This is a genomic window from Pseudomonas sp. NPDC089918 (genome assembly GCF_050280605.1).
GTDB lineage: Bacteria > Pseudomonadota > Gammaproteobacteria > Pseudomonadales > Pseudomonadaceae > Aquipseudomonas.
Window position 1 is genome coordinate 21,523 of sequence record NZ_JBNNVP010000045.1, and the last position, 16,157, is coordinate 37,679.

Annotated in this window: 14 protein-coding genes; 13 read left to right on the forward strand and 1 reads right to left on the reverse strand. The window is 60.4% G+C overall.

Features of this window, described 5'->3' with window-relative positions:
- Positions 1 to 9 precede the first annotated feature (9 nt).
- Genes ACQKPC_RS25090 through ACQKPC_RS25100 form a run of 3 tightly spaced genes read left to right on the forward strand, consistent with a single transcriptional unit; the run spans position 10 to position 2,466 of the window.
- Positions 10 to 1,029 (forward strand): aminoglycoside phosphotransferase family protein, encoded by a 1,020-nt coding sequence (locus ACQKPC_RS25090; RefSeq protein WP_427627070.1) that lies wholly within the window; start codon positions 10 to 12, stop codon positions 1,027 to 1,029.
- Entirely contained in the window at positions 1,026 to 1,697 is a 672-nt protein-coding gene (gene murU / locus ACQKPC_RS25095) for an N-acetylmuramate alpha-1-phosphate uridylyltransferase MurU (RefSeq protein ID WP_427627072.1), read from the forward strand. The genes ACQKPC_RS25090 and murU overlap by 4 nt, the downstream gene beginning before the upstream one ends.
- 1 nt (position 1,698) lies before the next feature.
- The gene (locus tag ACQKPC_RS25100; protein WP_427627074.1) at positions 1,699 to 2,466 is read left to right on the forward strand and encodes a TerB family tellurite resistance protein; all 768 of its coding nucleotides are present in this window, start codon (positions 1,699 to 1,701) and stop codon (positions 2,464 to 2,466) included.
- 139 nt (positions 2,467 to 2,605) lie between these two features.
- Here ACQKPC_RS25100 and ACQKPC_RS25105 read toward each other — a convergent pair whose 3' ends face one another.
- Positions 2,606 to 3,598, reverse strand: coding sequence for an alpha/beta hydrolase family protein (locus ACQKPC_RS25105; protein WP_427627076.1), 993 nt, complete (start codon positions 3,596 to 3,598; stop codon positions 2,606 to 2,608).
- 73 nt (positions 3,599 to 3,671) lie between these two features.
- Here ACQKPC_RS25105 and ACQKPC_RS25110 point away from each other — a divergent pair, with 73 nt between their 5' ends.
- The 10 genes from ACQKPC_RS25110 to trpE all read left to right on the forward strand — a co-directional run bounded on the left by ACQKPC_RS25110 (position 3,672) and on the right by trpE (position 16,077).
- On the forward strand, positions 3,672 to 6,065 hold the full coding sequence (locus ACQKPC_RS25110) for a PAS domain-containing sensor histidine kinase (RefSeq protein WP_427627078.1): 2,394 nt from the start codon (positions 3,672 to 3,674) through the stop codon (positions 6,063 to 6,065).
- A gap of 104 nt (positions 6,066 to 6,169) precedes the next feature.
- Entirely contained in the window at positions 6,170 to 6,799 is a 630-nt protein-coding gene (locus ACQKPC_RS25115; RefSeq protein ID WP_003210977.1) for a response regulator, read from the forward strand.
- A 279-nt stretch (positions 6,800 to 7,078) separates the two neighbouring features.
- Positions 7,079 to 8,203, forward strand: a complete 1,125-nt coding sequence (locus ACQKPC_RS25120; RefSeq protein ID WP_063342371.1) for an ABC transporter ATP-binding protein — start codon at positions 7,079 to 7,081, stop codon at positions 8,201 to 8,203.
- Positions 8,204 to 8,251: 48 nt separating this feature from the next.
- Complete coding sequence (locus ACQKPC_RS25125) at positions 8,252 to 9,295, forward strand: ABC transporter substrate-binding protein (RefSeq protein WP_427627081.1); 1,044 nt, start codon at positions 8,252 to 8,254, stop codon at positions 9,293 to 9,295.
- A gap of 198 nt (positions 9,296 to 9,493) precedes the next feature.
- Positions 9,494 to 10,741, forward strand: a complete 1,248-nt coding sequence (locus tag ACQKPC_RS25130) for an ABC transporter permease (protein WP_063342372.1) — start codon at positions 9,494 to 9,496, stop codon at positions 10,739 to 10,741.
- A 12-nt stretch (positions 10,742 to 10,753) separates the two neighbouring features.
- Positions 10,754 to 11,578, forward strand: coding sequence for an ABC transporter permease (locus ACQKPC_RS25135; protein ID WP_008008331.1), 825 nt, complete (start codon positions 10,754 to 10,756; stop codon positions 11,576 to 11,578).
- Positions 11,579 to 11,799: 221 nt separating this feature from the next.
- Positions 11,800 to 12,948, forward strand: a complete 1,149-nt coding sequence (locus ACQKPC_RS25140) for an iron-containing alcohol dehydrogenase (protein WP_427627084.1) — start codon at positions 11,800 to 11,802, stop codon at positions 12,946 to 12,948.
- Between the two features lie 86 nt (positions 12,949 to 13,034).
- Positions 13,035 to 13,709 (forward strand): ribulose-phosphate 3-epimerase, encoded by a 675-nt coding sequence (rpe, locus tag ACQKPC_RS25145; RefSeq protein WP_007906892.1) that lies wholly within the window; start codon positions 13,035 to 13,037, stop codon positions 13,707 to 13,709.
- Entirely contained in the window at positions 13,706 to 14,524 is an 819-nt protein-coding gene (locus tag ACQKPC_RS25150; RefSeq protein WP_427627086.1) for a phosphoglycolate phosphatase, read from the forward strand. Before rpe ends, ACQKPC_RS25150 begins: the two co-directional genes overlap by 4 nt.
- Before the next feature lie 71 nt (positions 14,525 to 14,595).
- On the forward strand, positions 14,596 to 16,077 hold the full coding sequence (gene trpE, locus ACQKPC_RS25155; protein WP_427627088.1) for an anthranilate synthase component I: 1,482 nt from the start codon (positions 14,596 to 14,598) through the stop codon (positions 16,075 to 16,077).
- Positions 16,078 to 16,157: the final 80 nt, after the last annotated feature.

The window sequence follows — 16,157 nt, forward strand, 5'->3', positions numbered from 1 at the left end:
ACCCTTGCAATGCCTGACCAAGATGTACGTTTGCAACACCTGAAAGTTTGGCTCGATGAACAGTTGGCTATCCTCTTTGCAGAACAAGGTTGGGGCTCCGTGCCCCCGGCCACGTTGACTGCGGCCAGTAGCGACGCGAGTTTTCGGCGCTATTTCCGCTGGGAAGGCGCAGGCAGAAGTTTCGTCGTGATGGACGCGCCGCCGCCCCAGGAAAACTGCAAACCTTTCGTGGATATCGCTTTTTTGTTGGCGAAATCCGGAATAAACGTGCCGAAAATTTATGCCGAAGACCTCGATCGTGGTTTTCTTTTGCTCAATGACCTGGGCAACAAGACTTACCTGGACGTGATCGACAGCGAAAACGCCGACGAATTGTTCAAGGATGCCCTGCAAGCACTGCTGGCTTTCCAGCAGTTGCCGATGGTGGCGCCGCTGCCGAGTTATGACGTGGCGCTGCTGCGTCGCGAGCTGGAACTGTTCCCTGAGTGGTATGTGAAACGTGAGCTGGGCATCGAGTTCGACTCGGCGCAGCAAACACTTTGGCAGCAGGTCAGCGACCTGCTGATCGACAGCGCTCTGGCTCAGCCCAAAGTCCTGGTGCATCGCGACTACATGCCGCGCAACCTGATGCTCAGCGAACCGAATCCCGGCGTGCTGGATTTCCAGGATGCGGTTTACGGTCCTGTGACCTACGACGTGACTTGCCTGTTCAAGGACGCCTTCCTCAGCTGGCCTGAGGAGCGCGTGCGTGGCTGGTTGGAGGATTACTGGCAGCAAGCGGGCGCGCTCGACATCCCGGTGCAGCCTGACTTTGAAGACTTCTTGCGCGCCAGCGACCTGATGGGCGTGCAACGCCACCTGAAAGTCATCGGCATTTTCGCCCGGATCTGCCATCGCGACGGCAAGCCGCGCTACCTCGGCGACGTGCCGCGCTTCTTTGCTTATATAGACGCCGTCATCGCCCGTCGCCCTGAACTGGCGGAGTTGGGTGAGTTGCTGGCCAGTCTGCGTGCTGGAGCGACTGCATGAAGGCAATGATTCTGGCCGCGGGTAAAGGCGAGCGCATGCGTCCGCTGACCCTGACCACGCCAAAACCACTGGTTCGCGCTGGCGGAGTGCCCCTGATCGAATATCACCTGCGCGCCTTGGCGGCTGCAGGGTTTAGCGAGATCGTGATCAACCATGCCTGGCTCGGTCAGCAGATCGAAGATTATCTGGGCGATGGTTCGCGGTACGGCGTGAGCATCCAGTACTCGGCGGAAGGTGAGCCGCTGGAAACCGGTGGCGGTATTTTCCGTGCGTTGCCGTTGTTGGGAGACGAGGCCTTTGTGGTGGTCAACGGTGACATCTGGACCGACTACGATTTCAGTATGTTGCATCAGCCCATCGCCGGGCTCGCTCATTTGGTGCTGGCGGACAACCCGGCTCATCATCCGAGCGGGGATTTCACCCTGCTCGATGGCCTGGTGCAGGACGGTCAACCGGACACATCAACCCTGACCTATAGCGGCATTGCCGTGCTGCACCCGCAGCTGTTTGACGGGTGCTCGGCCGGTGCCTTCAAGCTTGCACCGCTGCTGCGCAAAGCCATGGCTGACGGGCAAGTGACCGGTGAACGCCTGAATGGGCATTGGGTGGATGTCGGCACCCACGAGCGCTTGGCTGAAGTAGACACTCTGATAGAAGCGAGACGCTGACATGTTGTGGCCAGGGACTCTGATTGGAGCCGGAGCGGGCTTTGCTATAGCCAGCATTCCGGGGGCCATGCTCGGCGCTTTATTGGGACAGGCGCTGGACCGGCGCTTGCACCTGCAAAGCTGGGCGCATTTATGGGAGAAGTTCGGAGGTCGCTCGGTGCTGCGCAACGATGAGCTGCTGTTCGTGTTGCTAGGCCGATTGGCCAAGAGCGATGGACGGGTAGTGGATGGCCACATTCAGCAGGCGCGGCAGGAAATGCGTTCGCTGGAAATGACCGAGTCGGCGCAACGTCGGGCGATTGCAGCATTCAATCGCGGTAAGTCGGGGCACGACCGGTTGCGCGGTTATCTGCGACGCCTGAGTGCTCAACCCCATGCGGCGGAAGGTGTGTTGCGTGCCTGTTGGCGGATGGTCTGGGCTGATGGTCGCGCCGGTAGCAATGAGCGCGAGCTGATAGCCCAGTGGGGCAAATGGCTCGGCTGGACGTCGCATCAAGTGCAGGCGCTGGCCAGCGATTACGAGCCGCAGAAGCGACCGTTGGTCACCAGCGCGATCACGTATCAGGATGCCTTGCGACTGTTGGGAGTGTCTGCCACGAGTGAGCCGGCACAGATCAAGCACGCCTATCGACGCCTGCTCAGTCGGCATCATCCGGACAAGATTGCCGGCAGCGGTGCGACGGCGTTGCAGGTTCGTGAGGCAACGGACAAGACTCGTGAATTGCATACCGCTTATACGTTGATTCGTGAGCGGCGGGATTTTCGTTAGCCAAAGGTTTGTGTCGCTAGTGATGCCGCCATCGCGGGCAAGCCTCGCTCCCACAGGATTTGAATCGTACGCAATTTTTTGCTATCGACATAAAACCTGTGGGAGCGAGGCTTGCCCGCGATGAGGACGACTCGGTCTATCAGTCCGCCGCCGGCTGCGGATTCAACCACCCGCGCACCCGCCGCACCAACTGCTCTTGCTCGGCCTTGGCATTCCCCGGCAAAGCCTGGAGCGACACCTGACTGAACCCCGATGTTTTCAAGCGCTTGCTGGCCTGCAAACGTTCCAGCGCCGCGTTACGATCCACCGGCTTATCCATATAGAAGATGTCTGCGGCAGGCAGCTTCAAGGTGGGTGTGAGCTCAGCCAGTCCCGGTTTTGCTGCAACAGGCGTCTGGGCGGCAATCATCACGAATTTCTCGACTTGCGATGGCTGCTTCTCGCTCAGATAACGCGCGGCCCAGTAAGCGCCGGTACCATGGCCCAGCACGACGATACTGCGAGCGCTTTGCTGTTCGGCGTAGGCGATGGCGGCATCGATGCGCGCGAAGATTCGCTCAGCGTCGGCTTTGGCCTGTTCTTCGGTGGTTTCGACGATGGCCTTGTCGGCCACGTCCGCTTCGCCGCCGGCCGCCTGTTCGATGGGCGCCGCAGTCGTCGCGTCTTTGCTGCCGGCATCAGGCGTTTTGGGCGCTGGCGCCACTTCGACGATACGTGGCGCAATGGCTTCGCTTTGCAGGTCCGGCAAGGTGATACTCAGGCTGCTCCACTCGGCGTCCGGCAATTTACGGCGCAATGGGCTGATCGCTTGCGGCCAGTCAACGGTTTCGCCGGCGCCCGGGATGATAATCACCGCGCCTTTGGGTTCGGCGGTATTGGCCGGTTTCCACAAGGCGAGAAAGCTGTCGGTGCCGGCTTGCAGTTGTTGCTGTTCCTGCGCAGGGATTTTTCGCTCAAGTGCTGCCGCTTCTTCCTGACTACGCTCAAGCAGCCGCTGGCGTTCAACCGGTTTTTCTTCTGCGGGTTTTTCCGCGGCGGCAGGTGCCGGGTCAGCCGCTTCGACGGAAAACGCGCAAGGCAGGATCAACGACAGGCACAATGCTGGCAGTGCCAGGCGGTAGACAGGGGGCATCGGATATTCCAGGCCAGAAGTTATTCCGGCAGCCTAATGGGTTGGTCAGTATTTGTCAGTGTGTGAGACTTCGATGATGCATTTTCGCTGCCTGTGGGTTATCGGCTGTTTGTGGTTTCCCTTGATGGGCTGGGCGGCGCCCGCGCCACCGGCGCACGTCGTGCAGCTGTTGCCAGCGCAACAGCAATGGCTGGCGCAGCATGGCGAGTTGCGGGTCGGAGTGGTGTTGCAAACGCCTTATGCCCAATACGATCGCCGCTTGCAGCGCCTGTCCGGGGTTAATATCGAGCTGATGAAGTGGCTGGCCAAGGCGCTCAAGATCGAACTGAGCTGGCGTAATTATCCCGATCTTGCGCAACTGGAAGCCGCCGCCCGTGAAGGCGACATCGATATCGCGCCAGGTCTGACGCAAACCCCCGTGGGTTTGCGGCTCTGGCAATTTTCCGACCCATACATGCGGGTGTCGCAACTGGTGGTCAGCGACCAGAAAAGCACCGGGGCGGTAGAACTGGAAAAACTCGACAGCCAGACCCGCGTCGCCGTGCGCATGCCCAGCGTCACCGCCGATTATCTGCGCAGCAATTATCCCCATCTGAACTTGCAGGGCGTGCCTCTGGAGCGCCAGGCGCTGCAACTGTTGTTGAGTCAGCAGGCCGGCTACGCCGTGGTCGATGAAGCGCAGTTCGGGCGTCTGTCTGCCGAGCCTGAGTTCTCCGGGCTGGCGGTGGTGGGCGATATCGGTTTCCCGCAACTGCTGCGAGTGGCCACGCGCCGGGATTGGCCGGAGTTGGCCGGCATCGTCGAAAGCGCGCTGCGGGCGATCCCGGCCAAGGATCTGGAGCAACTGCACAATCAATGGGTGCAACCCAAGTATCCGCGGCTGTCCGAGTCGCCGGGTTTCTGGCAAAACCTCTGCCTGCTCTTGGTGGTGTTGCTGCTGAGCAGCATGGCCATTGTGTTCTGGCAACGTCGCCAGCAACACAGTCTGGAGCAGCGATTGCTGGCGGCGCGCGAAGACATTGCCCTGCGCGAGGCCAGCGAAGAGGCCTTGCGCCTCACGCAATTTTCCATCGATCAGAGCACCGTCGGCATCCTCTGGGTCAACTGGGACAGCCATGTGCGCTATGCCAACCGGGCGGCTGAAACCATGCTCGGCTACCCGGTGGGCGGGATCATTGATCGGCCATTGATCGACTTCGAGCCCGGCTTGCACATGGACCGCTGGCTGAGCCTGTGGAAACGTGCCCGGACCAGTGACGAAGCGCCGCAAAGTTTCGAGACCCATTGCGTGCGAGCGGACGGCAGTATCCTGCCGGCAGATGTTTCGTTGAGCTTTTTGCGTTTTCGCGATGGTGAATACCTGGTGGTTTACCTCAATGACGTCACCGAGCGTCGTCGCGCCCTGGCCGCGTTGCAGGAAAGCGAAGCGCGCCTGCAAGGGATCGCCGCCAACGTCCCCGGCCTGGTCTTTCGTCTGGAGCGCGCGCCGGTGACCGGGCAGATCGACTTTGCCTACATCAGTGAAGGCAGCGAGAGCCTGGTGGGGTACTCGCCGGCGACTCTGGCCCATCGTGACAAAGGCTTGCGCAGCCTGGTGCATCCGGATGACAAAGCCAGTTATCACCAGACTCAGGATCACGCGCTGGACACCGACAGTGACTGGTCGTGGCAGGGCCGGATTCTGACCCGTCAGGGCGAACAGCGCTGGGCCGAGATCAAGGCCATCACTCGCCGCCTCGATGACGGCGCCTATGTCTGGGACGGGATCGTCTGGGACATCACCGAGAGCAAGCGCATCGAACTGGAACTGGCCAGCTCCCGCGAGCAATTGCGCGAGTTGTCCGCGCACCTGGAGAGCGTTCGGGAAGAGGAAAAGGCCCGCATCGCCCGGGAAGTTCACGACGAATTGGGTCAGATGCTGACCGTGTTGAAGCTGGAAACGTCCATGTGCGAACTGGCCTACGCCCAGCTCGATCCGGGCCTGCATGAACGCTTGAACAGCATGAAGCGGTTGATCGCGCAGCTGTTTCAACTGGTGCGCGATGTGGCCACGGCTCTACGACCGCCGATTCTCGATGCCGGGATTGCCTCGGCCATTGAATGGCAGGCCCGGCGGTTCGAGGCGCGCACGCAGATCCCGTGCCTGGTACAAGTGCCGGATAACCTGCCGGTGCTCAGCGATGCCAAGGCCATCGGGCTGTTCCGGATCCTTCAGGAAGCGCTGACCAATGTCATGCGCCACGCCCAGGCGCATACTGTTGAACTGACGCTGGCCCTTGAGGGCGATGAACTCTGCCTGACTGTCAGCGATGATGGCGTAGGATTTGTCGCCGTCACTGGCAGGCCGACATCCTTTGGAGTGGTCGGCATGCGTGAGCGGGTGTTGATCATGGGCGGGCAGTTATCGCTTGAGAGTGAGCCGGGGGAGGGTACGACCCTGAGTGTAAGAGTGCCGTTGGACCGCTAAAAGATCGCAGCCTTCGGCAGCTCCTACGCCGAACGCATACCCCTGTAGGAGCTGCCGAAGGCTGCGATCTTTTCGGCGACAAGGCAATTTTTGAGGAGAGGCAAGTGATCCGTGTACTGGTAGCCGAAGACCACACCATCGTTCGCGAAGGCATCAAGCAATTGATCGGCCTGGCCAAGGACTTGCTGGTGGTAGGGGAGGCGAGCAATGGCGAGCAGTTGCTCGAGACCTTGCGCCATGTTCCGTGCGAAGTGGTGTTGCTGGATATCTCCATGCCCGGGGTCAACGGCCTGGAAGCGATCCCGCGGATTCGCGCCTTGAACAATCCCCCGGCGATCCTGGTGTTGTCGATGCACGACGAAGCACAAATGGCCGCTCGAGCGTTGAAGGTCGGCGCTGCAGGTTATGCGACCAAGGACAGCGATCCGGCATTGCTGCTGACGGCAATCCGCAAAGTCGCGGCGGGTGGGCGATACATCGACCCGGACCTGGCTGACCGGATGGTCTTCGAAGTCGGCCTGACGGATTCGCGGCCATTGCACTCGTTGCTGTCGGAGCGTGAGTTCTCGGTGTTCGAACGCCTGGCCCAAGGCGCCAACGTCAACGACATCGCCCAACAACTGGCCCTCAGTAGCAAAACCATCAGCACCCACAAAGCGCGACTGATGCAGAAACTCAACATCACCTCCCTGGCCGAACTGGTGAAGTACGCGATGGAGCACAAACTCCTCTGACACCCCCCATCCACGGGTTCACTGCAAATCCCTGTGGGAGCGGTGGCATGTCCATTTGCGACATGCACACAAAGCCGCTTTTGCCTGTTCTTGCGGCTTGCAGATCACCGCTTGTCGCGATCGCGAATCGACATATCCATCCCCGCCATCCTTGTAGGGCAATCCCTACCCCCAATCTTCCATCCGGCTGAGGCGATTCTCTCCTGCGCCCCGATTTGCGCCCCTCCCAGCGTCCACTAGGCTTAGTCCACAGCAGTCATCAATAACAAAGGTGTGGGTATGAGCCAGGTTGATTCAAGCGCAGGGGCCAGCGATATTCTGGTCAGCTTTCGTGGAGTGCAAAAGAGCTACGACGGCGAGAACCTGATCGTCAAAGACCTCAACCTGGATATTCGCAAAGGCGAATTCCTCACCTTGCTCGGGCCGTCCGGCTCCGGCAAGACCACCAGTCTGATGATGCTCGCCGGTTTCGAAACACCGACCGCCGGCGAGATTCAACTGGCCGGGCGTTCCATCAACAACGTGCCGCCGCATAAACGCGACATCGGCATGGTGTTCCAGAACTACGCGTTGTTCCCGCACATGACGGTTGCCGAGAACCTGGCGTTCCCGCTGACCGTGCGCGGTTTGAACAAGAATGATGTCAGTGACCGGGTCAAACGTGTTTTGAGCATGGTTCAGCTCGACACCTTCGCCCAGCGTTATCCGGCGCAACTGTCCGGCGGCCAGCAACAGCGTGTGGCCTTGGCCCGTGCGTTAGTGTTCGAACCGCAACTGGTGCTGATGGATGAACCTCTCGGCGCACTGGACAAACAACTGCGCGAACACATGCAGATGGAAATCAAACACCTGCACCAGCGCCTCGGTGTGACCGTGGTCTACGTGACCCACGACCAGGGCGAAGCCCTCACCATGTCTGACCGTGTGGCGGTGTTCCACCAGGGCGAGATCCAGCAGATCGCACCACCGCGCTCCCTCTATGAAGAACCGAAAAACACCTTCGTCGCCAACTTCATCGGCGAGAACAACCGTCTCAATGGTCGCTTGCACAGCCACACCGGTGATCGTTGCGTCGTCGAACTCGGTCGCGGTGAAAAGGTTGAAGCCCTGGCGGTCAATGTCGGCAAGACCGGCGAACCCGTCACCCTGTCGATTCGCCCGGAGCGCGTGAGCCTCAATGGTTCGAGCGAATCCTGCGTCAACCGCTTCTCGGGGCGGGTGGCGGAATTCATCTATCTGGGCGACCACGTCCGGGTTCGTCTGGAAGTCTGCGGCAAGACCGACTTCTTCGTGAAACAACCGATTGCCGAGCTCGATCCCGCGCTCGCTGTCGGCGACGTGGTACCGCTTGGCTGGCAGGTCGAACACGTTCGCGCGCTCGACCCACTTTTAGAGGCGCATTGATCGCCCCGGCTACACCAACACCAACCCTGCACGTGGAGAGAACAATAAATGTTGAGATCCCTGAAATTCACCGCCCTGGTCGTGGGCATGATGGGTGCGGCACACGCGATGGCGGCGGGCCCGGACCTGACCGTGGTGTCCTTTGGCGGGGCGAACAAGGCGGCGCAGGTCAAAGCCTTCTACGCACCGTGGGAAGCGGCGGGCAACGGCAAGATCGTGGCGGGCGAGTACAACGGCGAGATGGCCAAGGTCAAAGCCATGGTCGACACCAAGAGCGTGTCCTGGGACCTGGTGGAAGTTGAATCGCCAGAACTGTCCCGTGGTTGCGACGAGGACATGTTCGAGCAGCTTGATCCGAAGTTGTTCGGCAAGACCGAAGACTACGTCAAAGGCGCCATCCAGCCATGCGGCGTGGGCTTCTTCGTGTGGTCGACCGTGCTGGCCTACAACGCCGACAAACTGGCTTCCGCACCGACCAGCTGGGTTGATTTCTGGGATACCAAGAAATTCCCGGGCAAACGTGGCCTGCGCAAAGGCGCCAAGTACACCCTGGAATTCGCTCTGATGGCTGACGGCGTTGCGCCGAAAGACGTCTACAAAGTACTGGCCGGCAAGGATGGTCAGGACCGTGCGTTCAAGAAACTCGATGAGCTCAAACCAAGCATTCAGTGGTGGGAAGCCGGCGCACAACCGCCGCAGTACCTCGCTTCCGGCGACGTGGTCATGAGCTCGGCCTACAACGGCCGGATCGCGGCGGTACAGAAAGAAAGCAACCTGAAAGTGGTGTGGAACGGCGGTATCTACGACTTCGACGCATGGGCGATTCCAAAAGGTCTGGACAAGACCCGTGCTGAAGCGGCGAAGAAATTCATCGCGTTCTCGGTAGCTCCACAGCAGCAGAAGACCTACTCGGAAAACATCGCCTACGGCCCGGCCAACACCCAAGCCGTGCCGTTGCTGTCCAAGGATGTCCTGAAAGACATGCCGACCACCCCGGAAAACATCGCCAACCAGGTGCAGATCGACGTCAGCTTCTGGGCTGACAACGGCGAGCAACTGGAGCAGCGTTTCAATTCCTGGGCTGCGAAGTAACCACGCTATACGGGACGACGGTTCACCGGATGATCGTTCCCACGCTCTGCGTGGGAATGCCGCCCGGGACGCTCCGCGTCCCTGTGACGCAGAGCGTCACTGGATGCGTTCCCACGCAGAGCGTGGGAACGATCAGTACCAAAAGTTCGAGGCGGCGTTTTTCGCCTCTGTAACGATCAAAGATTTCCGGAGTACGCCATGGCTATCGCCGTTCCCGTGAACGCGGGCACTGACCCCACCTTGAAGCAGCGGCTCAAGCACGCCGAGCGGATCAACCGCTGGAAAGCTCAAGCCTTGATCGCGCCGTTGGTGCTGTTTCTGTTGCTGGTGTTCCTGGTACCGATCGTGGCGCTGCTCTACAAAAGCGTCGGTAACCCCGAAGTGGTTGGCGCCATGCCGCGCACCGTGGCAGCCATCGCCAGCTGGGATGGCCGAGGCCTGCCGGCAGAGCCTGTGTATAAGGCCGCCAGCGAAGACCTCGCCGAAGCCCGCAAGAATCAGACCTTGGGTGACTTGTCCAAGCGCTTGAACATGGAGTTGGCCGGCTACCGCAGCCTGCTGACCAAAACCGCACGCGCCTTGCCGTTCGCCACCGAGCCGACTTCCTATAAGGAAGCGCTCGAAGCGCTGGACGAGCGTTGGGGCGATCCGGCCTATTGGCAGGTCGTGCGCCGCAATACCAGTAATGTGACGCCTTATTACCTGCTGGCCGCTGTCGATCATCGTATCGACGACCTCGGTGAGCTGGCCCCGGCCACCCCCGATCAGGCGATCTACCTCGATATCTTTGCCCGGACCTTCTGGATGGGCCTGATCATCACCGTGATCTGCCTGGTGCTGGCCTATCCACTGGCCTACCTGCTGGCGAATCTGCCATCGCGGCAAAGCAACCTGTTGATGATTCTGGTGCTGTTGCCGTTCTGGACCTCGATTCTGGTACGGGTCGCTGCGTGGATCGTGTTGCTACAGTCGGGCGGTTTGATCAACAGCGGGCTGATGGCCATGGGCATTATCGATAAGCCGCTGGAGCTGGTGTTCAACCGCACCGGGGTTTATATCTCGATGGTGCACATCCTGCTGCCATTCATGATTCTGCCGATCTACAGCGTAATGAAAGGCATCTCGCCGACTTACATGCGTGCGGCGATTTCCCTCGGCTGCCACCCGTTCGCCAGTTTCTGGCGGGTGTATTTCCCGCAGACCTATGCCGGTGTCGGCGCCGGTTGCCTGTTGGTGTTCATCCTCGCCATCGGCTACTACATCACCCCGGCGTTGCTGGGCAGCCCGAACGATCAGATGGTCAGTTATTTCGTCGCCTTCTACACCAACACCAGCATCAACTGGGGCATGGCGACCGCGCTCGGTGGGCTGTTGCTGCTGGCGACGGTGGTGCTTTATCTGATTTACAGCTGGCTGGTGGGCGCCAGTCGCCTGCGCCTGAGCTAAGGGGAGAATGAAATGCTGAGTCCTTACATGTCGCCCATCGAACGGGTGTGGTTCTACAGCTTGCGGATTCTCTGCGGCTTGATTTTGTTGTTCCTGATCCTGCCGGTGCTGGTGATCATTCCGCTGTCGTTCAACTCGGGGAGTTTTCTGGTCTATCCGCTGCAAGGCTTCTCACTGCACTGGTACCAGGACTTCTTTGCTTCGGCGGAATGGATGCGTTCGTTGAAGAACAGCATGATCGTGGCTCCGGCGGCGACCGTGCTGGCGATGATCTTCGGTACGCTGGCAGCGATCGGCCTGACCCGGGGCGATTTCCCGGGCAAACCGCTGGTGATGGCACTAGTGATTTCGCCGATGGTGGTGCCGGTAGTGATCATTGGTGTGGCCAGTTACCTGACCTTTGCCCCACTGGGATTTGGCAACAGCTATACCTCGCTGATCGTCGTGCACGCCGTCTTGGGTGTGCCGTTTGTGATCATCACGGTATCGGCGACGTTGCAGGGGTTTAACCAGAACCTGGTGCGGGCCGCTGCAAGCCTGGGGGCTTCGCCGCTGACCGCGTTCCGTCGGGTGACCTTGCCGTTGATTGCGCCGGGCGTGATTTCCGGTGCGCTGTTTGCCTTCGCCACTTCATTCGATGAAGTGGTGGTGACGCTGTTCCTCGCCGGTCCCGAACAAGCGACCTTGCCTCGGCAGATGTTCAGCGGCATCCGTGAAAACCTCAGCCCGACGATTGCCGCTGCCGCGACGCTGCTGATTGCGTTCTCGGTGGTCCTGTTGCTGACACTGGAATGGCTGCGTGGGCGCAGCGAAAAACTTCGCACCGCGCAGGTCTGACGGCCAGATGATCGTTCCCACGCTCCGCGTGGGAATGCAGCCCGGGACGCTCCGCGTCCCATCGAGAGCCGAACGCGGAGCGTCCGTTGAGGCATTCCCACGCGGAGCGTGGGAACGATCGGTAGGTTGCGGGCATGGTTATTCATGACCTGAATAGCAGACAACCCCCAATCCCCAGCTACTATTGTGCCCAGCTCCCCTATCTATAAGAGGCTGCGCACATGAGTCTTTCCTCTTTCAAAATCGCTCACAAACTGATCACTGGCGCAGGTGCCATCGAGCAACTGGCGGCTGAGCTCACACGTCTGGACATCGATAACCCGCTGATCGTCACCGATGCTGCACTGGTCAAGTCCGGCACGGTAGAGCTGGCGCTGGCGCAGCTGGGTGAGCGCAGTTACGAGATTTTCGACCGGGTGCTGCCGGATCCGGAAATCGCCATCGTCGAAGATTGCATGCGGGTTTACCGTGAAGGCGGGCATGACGGATTGATTGGTCTCGGTGGCGGCAGTGCCATCGACATCGCCAAGAGTGTTGCCGCTTATGCCGGTTACCACGGCGCCCTGGAGGACTTGTTCGGCGTCGATCAGGTGCCGCGCAAAGGCCCGCCGCTGATTGCTATCCCGACCACTGCCGGCACCGGTTCGGAAGTGACCAACGTGGCCATCCTCTCCGACAAGATCGCGCAACTGAAGAAAGGTATTGTCAGCGATTACCTGTTGCCGGACGTGGCACTGATCAGCCCGCAAATGACCCTGACCTGCCCGCGCAGTGTCACCGCTGCCAGTGGCGTCGATGCGCTGGTGCACGCCATCGAGTCCTACCTGTCGCTCAATGCCTCGCCAATCACCGATGCCCTGGCTATTGGCGCGATCAAACTGATTACCAAAGCACTGCCCAAGGCCTACGCCAATCCATCCCATCTGCAAGCCCGCGAAGACATGGCTACCGCCAGCCTGATGGCCGGCATGGCGTTCGGCAATGCCGGGGTCGGCGCGGTGCATGCGTTGGCGTATCCACTGGGCGGGCGTTTCAACATTGCCCATGGCGTCAGCAATGCCTTGCTGCTGCCGTATGTCATGACCTGGAACAAGATGGCTTGCGTGGAGCGCATGCAGGATATTGCCGAGGCCATGGGGGTGAAGACCGCTCATCTGAGCGCCAACGAAGCGGCGGACAAAGCCGTGGAGGCGATGACCGAGCTGTGTGCAGCGGTAGAAATCCCGCTGGGCCTGCGCAGTTTCGGGGTGCCCGAGGATGCGATCCCGGCCATGGCCGAGGAAGCCGCTGGGATTGAGCGCCTGATGCGTAACAATCCGCGCAAGTTGAGTACCGTCGATATCGAGAAGATCTACCGAGCGGCCTATTAGTACCCAATCATCGCAGCACGGTGCGCGCGTCAAAGCATGAGGTATACAATGCGCGCCATCGTGATTCTGCTCAAAAAAGGTGCGTCATGCAGCCCTTCGTCATTGCTCCGTCGATTCTCTCCGCCGACTTCGCCCGCCTGGGCGAGGAAGTGGACAACGTCCTGGCCGCCGGCGCCGACTTCGTGCACTTCGATGTCATGGACAACCACTACGTGCCAAACCTGACCATCGGCCCGATGGTGTGTGCCGCGCTGCGCAAGTACGGCGTGACCGCGCCGATCGATGCCCACTTGATGGTCAGCCCGGTGGACCGCATCGTCGGTGACTTCATCGAAGCCGGTGCGACCTACATTACTTTCCACCCGGAAGCCACGCAGCACGTCGACCGTTCCCTGCAACTGATCCGCGAGGGCGGCTGCAAGGCGGGCCTGGTGTTCAACCCGGCGACCCCGCTGGACGTGCTCAAGTACGTGATGGACAAGGTCGACATGATCCTCTTGATGAGCGTCAACCCGGGTTTCGGCGGACAGAAGTTCATCCCCGGCACTCTCGATAAGCTGCGTGAAGCGCGGGCGCTGATCGATGCCTCCGGTCGTGATATCCGCCTGGAGATCGACGGTGGCGTGAATGTGAACAACATTCGCGAAATCGCTGCTGCTGGCGCCGACACCTTCGTGGCCGGTTCGGCGATCTTTAATGCGCCGAACTACCAGGAAGTGATTGAAAAAATGCGCTCCGAACTGGCGCTGGCTCGCCCATGAGTGGTTTTGAGCAGCTGTTCCCCGGGCGTCTGCCGCGGCTGGTGATGTTCGATCTGGATGGCACGCTGGTCGATTCGGTCCCCGATCTCGCGGCGGCCGTGGATAACATGCTGCTCAAACTCGGGCGTCAACCTGCCGGTATCGAACCGGTACGGGAGTGGGTCGGCAACGGCGTGCACATGCTGGTGCGCCGGGCCTTGGCCAACCACATCGACGCCGAGGGTGTCGATGAGGTCGAGGCCGAGCATGCCCTGGAGCTGTTCAACGGTTTTTATGAGGACGGTCACGAGCTGACGGTGGTTTACCCCGGCGTGCGCGACACCCTGAAATGGCTGCACAAGCAGGGTGTCGAGATGGCGCTGATCACCAACAAGCCGGAGCGCTTCGTCGCGCCGCTGTTGGACCAGATGAAAATCGGTCGTTATTTCCGCTTGATCATCGGCGGCGACACCCTGCCACAGAAAAAGCCGGACCCGGCAGCGCTGTTTTTCGTGATGAAAATGACCAACATCCCGGCGTCGCAATCTTTGTTCGTCGGCGACTCGCGCAGCGATGTGCTGGCGGCGAAAGCGGCGGGGGTCAAATGCGTGGCCCTCAGTTATGGCTATAACCACGGTCGGCCGATTGCCGAAGAATCGCCGGCGCTGGTGATCGATGATCTGCGCAAACTAATTCCCGGTTGCCTGGATCCGGCCGCTGAGATAACGTTGCCCGACGCTGTTCAATCCCCTCCTGGAAACGCCATCGTGGTGGTCACTCGCAAACTCTGGATGAAAGTCATCAAGGCCCTGGCCCGCTGGCGTTGGCGCGCCTGACTTGTTCCTGGCCGGCATACCGGCGCGTTTGCATACCTGACTGTTAGACCCTCAAGCCACGAGGCTACCCCATGATCCGCGAAGAATTCCTGCGTTTGGCCGCTGCCGGCTACAACCGCATCCCGCTTGCCTGCGAAACCCTGGCCGACTTCGACACGCCGTTGTCGATCTACCTGAAACTGGCCGACGAGCCCAACTCCTACCTGCTGGAGTCGGTGCAGGGCGGCGAGAAATGGGGCCGTTATTCGATCATTGGCCTGCCGTGCCGCACCGTGCTGCGGGTTCACGATCACCACGTCAGCGTGATCCACGACGGCGTCGAGATCGAAAGCCACGATGTTGAAGACCCGCTGGCCTTTGTCGAAGCCTTCAAGGCGCGTTACAACGTGCCGACCATCGCCGGTCTGCCGCGCTTCAATGGTGGTCTGGTGGGCTACTTCGGTTATGACTGCGTGCGCTATGTGGAGAAGCGTCTGGGCAAATGCCCGAACCCGGATCCACTGGGCGTACCGGACATTCTGCTGATGGTGTCCGATGCGGTGGTGGTGTTCGACAACCTCGCCGGCAAAATGCACGCGATTGTCCTGGCCGATCCATCGCAGGAAGAAGCCTTCGAGCAAGGTCAGGCGCGCCTGCAAGCGCTGCTCGAACAACTCCGTCAGCCGATCACCCCGCGCCGCGGCCTGGACTTCAGCAAACAGCAATCGGCTGACCCGGTGTTCCGCTCGAGCTTCACCCAGAACGATTACGAAAAAGCCGTCGACACCATCAAGGAATACATCCTGGCCGGTGACTGCATGCAGGTCGTGCCGTCCCAGCGTATGTCGATCGACTTCAAGGCTGCGCCTATCGATCTGTATCGGGCGCTGCGCTGCTTCAACCCGACGCCTTACATGTACTTCTTCAACTTCGGCGACTTCCACGTCGTCGGCAGTTCGCCGGAAGTATTGGTGCGGGTCGAAGACAACCTGATCACCGTGCGCCCGATTGCCGGCACTCGTCCGCGAGGCGCCAACGAAGAGGCTGACGTGGCGCTGGAAAAAGACCTGCTGTCGGACGACAAGGAAATCGCCGAGCACTTGATGCTGATCGATCTGGGCCGCAACGACACCGGTCGGGTTTCGGAAATCGGTTCGGTGAAACTCACCGAGAAGATGGTGATCGAGCGTTATTCCAACGTGATGCACATCGTGTCCAACGTCACTGGCCAATTGAAGGCCGGGCTGACGGCGATGGACGCACTGCGGGCGATCCTGCCGGCCGGCACCTTGTCTGGCGCGCCGAAGATTCGCGCGATGGAAATCATTGATGAGCTGGAACCGGTCAAGCGTGGTGTCTACGGCGGCGCGGTCGGTTACTTCGCCTGGAACGGCAACATGGACACCGCGATTGCAATCCGCACCGCAGTGATCAAGAACGGCGAACTGCACGTGCAGGCCGGTGGCGGCATCGTCGCCGACTCTGTGCCGGCACTGGAATGGGAAGAAACCCTGAACAAGCGCCGCGCCATGTTCCGTGCAGTAGCCCTGGCCGAGCAGACGCCGGACAACTAAGTACGCAAAACCCGTGGGAGCGGGCTGTTGTGGCGAGGGGGCTTGCCCCCGTTGGGTTGCGAAGCAGCCCCCTGCATTCT

Coding starts and splice junctions, on each gene's coding strand:
- ACQKPC_RS25090 (WP_427627070.1), top strand. CDS start 10: ATGCCTGACCAAGATGTACGTTTGCAACACCTGAAAGTTTGGCTCGAT.
- murU (WP_427627072.1), top strand. CDS start 1,026: ATGAAGGCAATGATTCTGGCCGCGGGTAAAGGCGAGCGCATGCGTCCG.
- ACQKPC_RS25100 (WP_427627074.1), top strand. CDS start 1,699: ATGTTGTGGCCAGGGACTCTGATTGGAGCCGGAGCGGGCTTTGCTATA.
- ACQKPC_RS25105 (WP_427627076.1), bottom strand. CDS start 3,598: ATGCCCCCTGTCTACCGCCTGGCACTGCCAGCATTGTGCCTGTCGTTG.
- ACQKPC_RS25110 (WP_427627078.1), top strand. CDS start 3,672: ATGATGCATTTTCGCTGCCTGTGGGTTATCGGCTGTTTGTGGTTTCCC.
- ACQKPC_RS25120 (WP_063342371.1), top strand. CDS start 7,079: ATGAGCCAGGTTGATTCAAGCGCAGGGGCCAGCGATATTCTGGTCAGC.
- ACQKPC_RS25125 (WP_427627081.1), top strand. CDS start 8,252: ATGTTGAGATCCCTGAAATTCACCGCCCTGGTCGTGGGCATGATGGGT.
- ACQKPC_RS25130 (WP_063342372.1), top strand. CDS start 9,494: ATGGCTATCGCCGTTCCCGTGAACGCGGGCACTGACCCCACCTTGAAG.
- ACQKPC_RS25135 (WP_008008331.1), top strand. CDS start 10,754: ATGCTGAGTCCTTACATGTCGCCCATCGAACGGGTGTGGTTCTACAGC.
- ACQKPC_RS25140 (WP_427627084.1), top strand. CDS start 11,800: ATGAGTCTTTCCTCTTTCAAAATCGCTCACAAACTGATCACTGGCGCA.
- rpe (WP_007906892.1), top strand. CDS start 13,035: ATGCAGCCCTTCGTCATTGCTCCGTCGATTCTCTCCGCCGACTTCGCC.
- ACQKPC_RS25150 (WP_427627086.1), top strand. CDS start 13,706: ATGAGTGGTTTTGAGCAGCTGTTCCCCGGGCGTCTGCCGCGGCTGGTG.
- trpE (WP_427627088.1), top strand. CDS start 14,596: ATGATCCGCGAAGAATTCCTGCGTTTGGCCGCTGCCGGCTACAACCGC.